6 protein-coding genes are annotated in these 6,532 nt (G+C 71.3%); all 6 read left to right on the forward strand.

The genetic code is table 11. The features are described 5' to 3' along the window. Positions 1-26: 26 nt before the first annotated feature. Positions 27-620, forward strand: a complete 594-nt coding sequence (locus KVS67_RS08225) for a rhodanese-like domain-containing protein (protein WP_052007121.1) — start codon at positions 27-29, stop codon at positions 618-620. A gap of 6 nt (positions 621-626) precedes the next feature. Then, complete coding sequence (locus tag KVS67_RS08230; protein ID WP_080696032.1) at positions 627-1,409, forward strand: sulfite exporter TauE/SafE family protein; 783 nt, start codon at positions 627-629, stop codon at positions 1,407-1,409. 72 nt (positions 1,410-1,481) lie between these two features. Next, entirely contained in the window at positions 1,482-1,757 is a 276-nt protein-coding gene (locus tag KVS67_RS08235) for a metal-sensitive transcriptional regulator (RefSeq protein ID WP_044659303.1), read from the forward strand. 516 nt (positions 1,758-2,273) lie between these two features. After that, the gene (locus tag KVS67_RS08240) at positions 2,274-4,031 is read left to right on the forward strand and encodes an ABC transporter ATP-binding protein (RefSeq protein WP_217565237.1); all 1,758 of its coding nucleotides are present in this window, start codon (positions 2,274-2,276) and stop codon (positions 4,029-4,031) included. After that, complete coding sequence (locus KVS67_RS08245) at positions 4,028-6,133, forward strand: ABC transporter ATP-binding protein (protein WP_217565238.1); 2,106 nt, start codon at positions 4,028-4,030, stop codon at positions 6,131-6,133. The genes KVS67_RS08240 and KVS67_RS08245 overlap by 4 nt, the downstream gene beginning before the upstream one ends. 189 nt (positions 6,134-6,322) lie before the next feature. Continuing rightward, positions 6,323-6,532 (forward strand): transposase (locus KVS67_RS08250; RefSeq protein WP_217565239.1); only part of this gene is annotated, 210 nt, incomplete at its 3' end.

The raw sequence follows: 6,532 nt of genomic DNA on the forward strand, positions 1-6,532 counted from the left end.
CAGACCAACCCCGAGGAGCCCCTCCCATGAGCGTCACCCTGTCCCCCGTCGCCCCGCGCGACCTGAAGGCCGAGCTGGCCGCCCGCCCCGACGCCGTCGTGCTGGACGTGCGCACCCCCGGCGAGTTCGAGACCGAGCACATCGCCGGCTCCTACAACGTGCCGCTGGACCTGCTCCAGGAGCACGCGGACGAGGTCGCCGCCCGCCTGGACGGCACCGCGGTGCTCGTCTGCCAGTCCGGCAGCCGGGCCGGCACCGCCCAGGACCGTCTGGCCCAGGCCGGCTTCACCTCCGCGCGCGTCCTGCAGGGCGGCATCTCCGCCTACGCCGAGGCCGGCGGCGAGGTCGTCCGCAGCGGCAACCGCTGGTCCATGGACCGTCAGGTCCGCATGACCGCCGGGTCCATCGCGCTGGTCGGGGCCGTGGCCTCCCAGGTCGGCTCGAAGCGGTTCGGCCTCATCCCCGCCGCGATCGGCGCGGGCCTGTCCTTCTCCGCCGTGTCCAACACGTGCGCCATGGCGTCCGTGCTGGCCAAGATGCCGTGGAACCGCCCCGCGCAGGAGCGCTCCGCGGGCGACGTGATCGGCCGCATCCCCACCGGCGCGGGGAAGCGGAGCTGACCCGTGATGTGGATCGTCCTCGCCCTGGCCCTCGTGGTCGGCCTGCTGCTCGGCCTCATGGGTGGCGGCGGGTCGATCCTGATGGTGCCCCTGCTGACGTACGTGGCCGGCCTCGAGCCGAAGCAGGCCATCGCGGGCTCCCTGTTCGTGGTGGGTGTGACCTCGCTGGTCTCAGTGCTGCTGCACTCGCGGCACGGCACCGTCCGGTGGCGCACCGGCCTGATCTTCGGCGCGGCCTCGATGGTGGGTGCCCTCCTGGGCGGCGTCGTCGGCGGCTTCCTGCCGGGGACCCTGCTGCTGATCGCCTTCGCGGTGATGATGCTCTTCACGGCGTGGGCCATGATCCGGCCCAAGAAGACGCAGCCGGCGGCCGCCCCCTCAGTGGAGGCCTCGGCTGACGTCGAGCCCCGCCGCCACCCGCTCGGGAAGATCCTGCTGGAGGGCGTCGTCGTCGGCTTCGTCACGGGCATCGTCGGCGCCGGCGGCGGGTTCCTCGTGGTCCCTGCGCTGGTCCTGCTCGGCGGCCTGCCGATGTCCGCTGCGGTGGGCACGTCCCTGCTGGTGATCGCCATGAAGTCCTTCGCGGGCCTCGGCGGCTACCTGACCAGCGTGACGCTGCCGTGGGACCTGCTGCTGTGGGTCACCGGTGTGGCCGTGGTCGGTGCGCTGATCGGCGTTCCGCTCATGAAGCGGGTCCCGGAGAAGGCGCTGAAGAAGGGCTTCGGCTGGTTCGTGCTGGCCATGGGCCTGGTGATCCTCGTCCGGGAGCTCATCGGTCTCCTCGTGTGACATCCGGCGACGTCGCCGGATACCCCTGGGGATATGATTCCCCTCCCCGCCACCGTGACAAAGGAGGTCGCCGTGCGCACCGCCGACGCCGAGACCCAGCGCAAGATCCTCAACCGCCTCAAGCGGGCCCGCGGCCAGCTGGACGCCGTCATCCGCGAGGTCGAGGGCGAGGGTCGCTGCAAGGACGTGGTCACGCAGCTCTCCGCCGTCTCCACCGCGCTGGATCGCGCCGGCTTCGCGGTCGTCTCATCCGCCATGCAGTATTGCCTCGCCGACCCCGAGAAGGCGGAGGACGAGGAGAAGCTCACCGTCGCCGAGCTCGAGAAGCTCTTCATGACCCTGGCCTGACCGGCCACCCCGAAGCCCCCTCGCCGAAAGGATCCCTCATGTGCCGTCCGGCGCGCTGACCCGTCTGCCGCAGGGCCACCTGGGCCGGATGCGGCCGGCACGTCGAGTCCCTCAAGGCCGTCGTCCCCGCGGCGCAGTGGTGCGATGGCCGTCACCCTGATGCCGAGCGCGACGCAGCCCGCGCGGGCCGTGCCGGGGCCGCAAGGTTCTTCGCGAGGCTCTTCGGGCGCTGAGCCAGGCGTTCCGGGGGCGTGAGCCAGATGTTCGTGCTGTTCTGAGGGACCCTCAGCCGCGGAAACGTCTGGCTCACGCCCCCCGTCTGGCGTCGCTCAGTCCTCGTACGGGTCCGCCAGCGGGTGGTTCGGCAGCCGGCTGTCCGGGGTGCGCCCGCGTCCCCTCGACGACGGCTGCTGCCCGCGCCCTCCCGCGGCTGGGGCACAATGAGCCCGGCCCCCTTCGGCCCACCTCACTGCAGCCCACGCGGCCGCGCGCCCATCCCGACTCCCTGGGAGCCCCATGCTCTGGACCCTGCTCCGCCGTCACGGCCGGCGCTATCGCGGCGCCGTCGCGGCCGTCGTCGTGCTGCAGCTGATCAGCACGCTGGCCATGCTGTACCTGCCCAGCCTCAATGCCCGCATCATCGACGAGGGCGTAGCCCGCGGCGACACCGCCCGCATCTGGGACATCGGCCTCGTGATGCTCGGCGTCGCGCTGGTGCAGGTGGTCGCCGCGATCGCCGCCGTGTGGTTCGGGGCGAAGGCCTCGATGGGCGTCGGCCGGGACCTGCGCCGCGCCGTCTACACCCGCGTGGACGCGTTCTCCGCGGAGGAGCTCGGCCGCTTCGGCGCCGCGACCCTCATCACGCGCGGCACCAACGACGTCAACCAGGTGCAGATGCTCACCCTCATGGCCCTGAACTTCATGGTGGCCGTGCCGATCATGGCGGTCGGCGGCATCATCATGGCCATCCGCGAGGACCCGGGCCTGTCCTGGCTCGTGTGGGTCTCCGTGCCGGTGCTGCTGGTGATCGTGGCGTGGATCGTCGCCCGTCTCATGCCGCTGTTCCAGCGGATGCAGGACAACATCGACGACGTCAACGGCGTGCTGCGCGAGCAGATCCAGGGCATCCGCGTGGTCCGCGCGTTCGTGCGCGAGCGCCACGAGACACGCCGGTTCACGGACGCCAACGCCGCCCTGACGGAGACCTCCGTGCGGATCGGCCGGCTGTTCGTGCTGCTCGGCCCGGTCATCACGATGATCCTCCACCTCGCCACCGCCGCCGTCCTGTGGTTCGGCGGCGAGCGCGTGGACGCGGGGCTCGTGCAGGTCGGCGCGCTCACCGCGTTCATGCAGTACCTGCTGCAGATCCTCATGGCGGTGATGATGGGCACCTTCATGATGATGATGCTCCCGCGCGCCGTGATCTCCGCGGGCCGCATCGGCGAGGTCCTGGACACCGTCCCCACGCTCGGTGAGCCGGTCCGCCCGGTGACCCCCGCGCGTCGCGACGGCGCCGTGGAGCTGCGCCACGTCACCTTCCAGTACCCCGGCGCCGAGGCGCCGGTGCTCGACGACGTGAGCTTCGCCGTCGCCCCCGGCACCACGACGGCGATCATCGGCTCGACCGGCTCCGGCAAGTCCACGCTGATCAGTCTGCTGCCGCGGCTGTACGACGCGACGTCCGGCGAGGTGCTCGTGGACGGCGTGCCGGTGACCGACCTGGCCCGGGCCGAGCTGACCGAGGCCGTGGCCCTCGTGCCGCAGAAGCCGTACCTGTTCTCGGGCACCGTGCGGGAGAACATGCAGTTCGGGGCCCCGGACGCCTCGGACGAGCGCATCTGGGCGGCCCTCGAGACGGCCCAGGCCGCCGACTTCGTGCGCGCCCGCACCACCGGCAAGGGAGAGGCGGCCGCCTCCGGTCTGGACTCGCGGCTGTCCCAGGGCGGCACGGACGTCTCCGGTGGCCAGCGCCAGCGCCTGTCCATCGCGCGTGCCCTCGTGGCCGAGCCGCGGATCCTCGTGTTCGACGACTCGTTCTCCGCCCTGGACGTCACCACCGACGCGCGGCTGCGGGCGGCGCTCGACCGCGCGGCGGCCGGGGTGACCCGGATCGTCGTCGCCCAGCGGGTGGCCACCATCACCGACGCCGACCAGATCATCGTGCTGGACGAGGGCCGCGTGGTCGGCCGCGGCACCCACGCCGAGCTGCTGGCGGACAACCAGACCTACCGGGAGATCGTGGACTCCCAGCTGACCGCGGAGGACGTGGCATGAGCGAGCACCTGACGGACGAGGAGATCCTCGAGATCCAGGAGCAGGGCGCCACCGACGACTGGGGCGGCGGGCCGGCCCGCAAGGCCAAGGCGTTCTGGCCGTCCGCGAAGCGGCTCATGAGCCTGTTCCGCACGGAGAAGCTGGGGCTGGCCGTCGTCGCCGTCATGGTGCTGGTGGCCGTGGTGTTCAACGTGTGGGCGCCGCGCGTGCTCGGCCGGGCGATGGACGTGATCTTCGGCGGCGTGGTCTCCGCGCAGATGCCCGGCGGGCTGAGCCGCGAGCAGGTCATCGACGGGCTGCGCGCCCAGGGCGAGGACCAGGCCGCGGAGATGCTCTCCGGCATGGCGTTCACACCGGGCGAGGGGATCGACTTCACCGAGCTGGGCCGGCTGATCCTGATCGTGCTGGCCATGTACCTCGTGGCCCAGCTGTTCATGTGGCTGCAGGGCCGCGTGCTCAACGACCTCGTGATGCGCCTCGTGTTCCGCCTGCGCGAGGACATCGAGGCCAAGATCAACCGGCTGCCGCTGAGCCACTTCGACCGCGGGCAGCGCGGCGACCTGCTCTCCCGCACCACCAACGACGTGGACAACGTCCAGCAGGCCCTCCAGCAGGCGTTCGCCTCGCTCGTGTACTCGGCGCTGACCGTGATCGGCATCGTCGGCATGATGTTCTGGCTGTCCTGGCAGCTCGCGCTCATCGCCCTGGTCGCCCTGCCGGTGGCCGGTGTGGTGGTGGGCGTGATCGGCAAGAAGTCCCAGGCGCTCTTCTCCGCGCAGTGGCGGGAGACGGGCCGGCTCAACGGGCACATCGAGGAGTCGTTCACGGGGCACGAGCTGGTGACCGTGTTCGGCCGTCAGCGGGACATGGCCGCGCGCTTCGACGAGCGCAACGAGGAGCTGTACGAGGCCGCGTTCACGGCGCAGTTCTACTCGGGGATGATCATGCCGATCATGCAGTGGGTGAACTGGCTGGGCTACGTGGGCATCGCGGTGGTCGGCGGCCTGCGCGTGGCCAACGGGCAGATGACCCTCGGCGCCGTGACCGCGTTCATCCAGTACTCGCGCGAGTTCAACCAGCCGCTTGGGCAGATCGCCGGCATGTCCAACATGCTGATCTCCGGCGTGGCGTCGGCCGAGCGCATCTTCGAGCTCCTCGACGAGCCGGAGGAGACCCCCGACGGCACCCCCGCCCGCACCCCCGACGGCACTTTCGTTTGGGAAACGGCGCCCTCCGAGAGCGCTTTCGTTCGGGAAACGGCGCCCTCCGCCATCCCCGGGCCCGACGGCGTCGCCCACCTCCCGCGCCCGCTGCGCGGTCGCGTGGAGTTCGAGCATGTGCGCTTCTCCTACACGCCGGAGAAGCCGCTCATCACGGACCTGAACTTCGTGGCGGAGCCGGGGCAGACGGTCGCGATCGTCGGGCCGACCGGTGCCGGCAAGACCACCCTGGTCAACCTGATCATGCGGTTCTACGAGGTGGACGGCGGGCGGATCCTGCTGGACGGCGTGGACACCCGCACGGTCAGCCGCGGCGAGCTGCGCGCCGCCACCGGCATGGTGCTCCAGGACGCCGTGCTCTTCGGCGGGACCATCCGGGAGAACATCCGCTACGGCCGACTCGACGCCACGGACGAGGAGGTCGTCGCGGCGGCGAAGGCCACCTACGTGGACCGTTTCGTGCACACCCTGCCCGACGGCTACGACACCGTGATCGAGCAGGACGCCGCCAACGTGTCCGCGGGCGAGCGGCAGCTCATCACCATCGCCCGTGCGTTCCTGGCCCAGCCCTCGCTCCTGATCCTGGACGAGGCCACCTCCTCCGTGGACACCCGCACCGAGGTGCTGGTCCAGGGCGCGATGGCGGCGCTGCGCTCGGACCGCACGAGCTTCGTGATCGCCCACCGCCTCTCCACCATCCGGGACGCGGACGTCATCCTCGTGATGGAGGACGGCGACATCGTGGAGCAGGGCTCGCACGATCAGCTGCTGGCCGCTCGCGGCGCGTACTTCCGGCTGTACAGGAGCCAGTTCCAGGGCGGGGAACAGGCGGAGGAGCAGGACGACGACGGCGCGCCCGCCGCGCGCGAGGACGCCCGCTGAGGCCGGGGCTGGATGGCGCCGGCGCCCAGCCACTGGCCGCTGGCGTCGCTGCGACACGGGACCACCCGATGACCTTCTCGATCCAGGTGCCGGTGAGTTTCACGAGCCCGCACCTCTCCGGAGCCGGAGGTGTACGGGGCTAGGGCGTGTCTGAGAATAGATGCACGAGTCAGCTGAGACCCTGGGGACATGTCCCGGTTCCAGATGCTCTCCGACGCCCAATGGGAGTTGATCGCCCCGATGCTCCCGACCCGGACCGGCCGCGCCGGCAGGCCGTTCGCCGACGCCCGCACCATGGTGGAGGCGATCATCTACCGGTACCGGTGCGGAATCGCTTGGAGGGATCTGCCCGAGGTCTACGGGCCCTGGCAGACCGTGTGGACCTGGCATCGGCGCTTG

Origin of the sequence: Micrococcus sp. GbtcB5 (assembly GCF_019091605.1) — a bacterium.
Classification (GTDB): Bacteria; Actinomycetota; Actinomycetes; order Actinomycetales; family Micrococcaceae; genus Micrococcus; species Micrococcus luteus.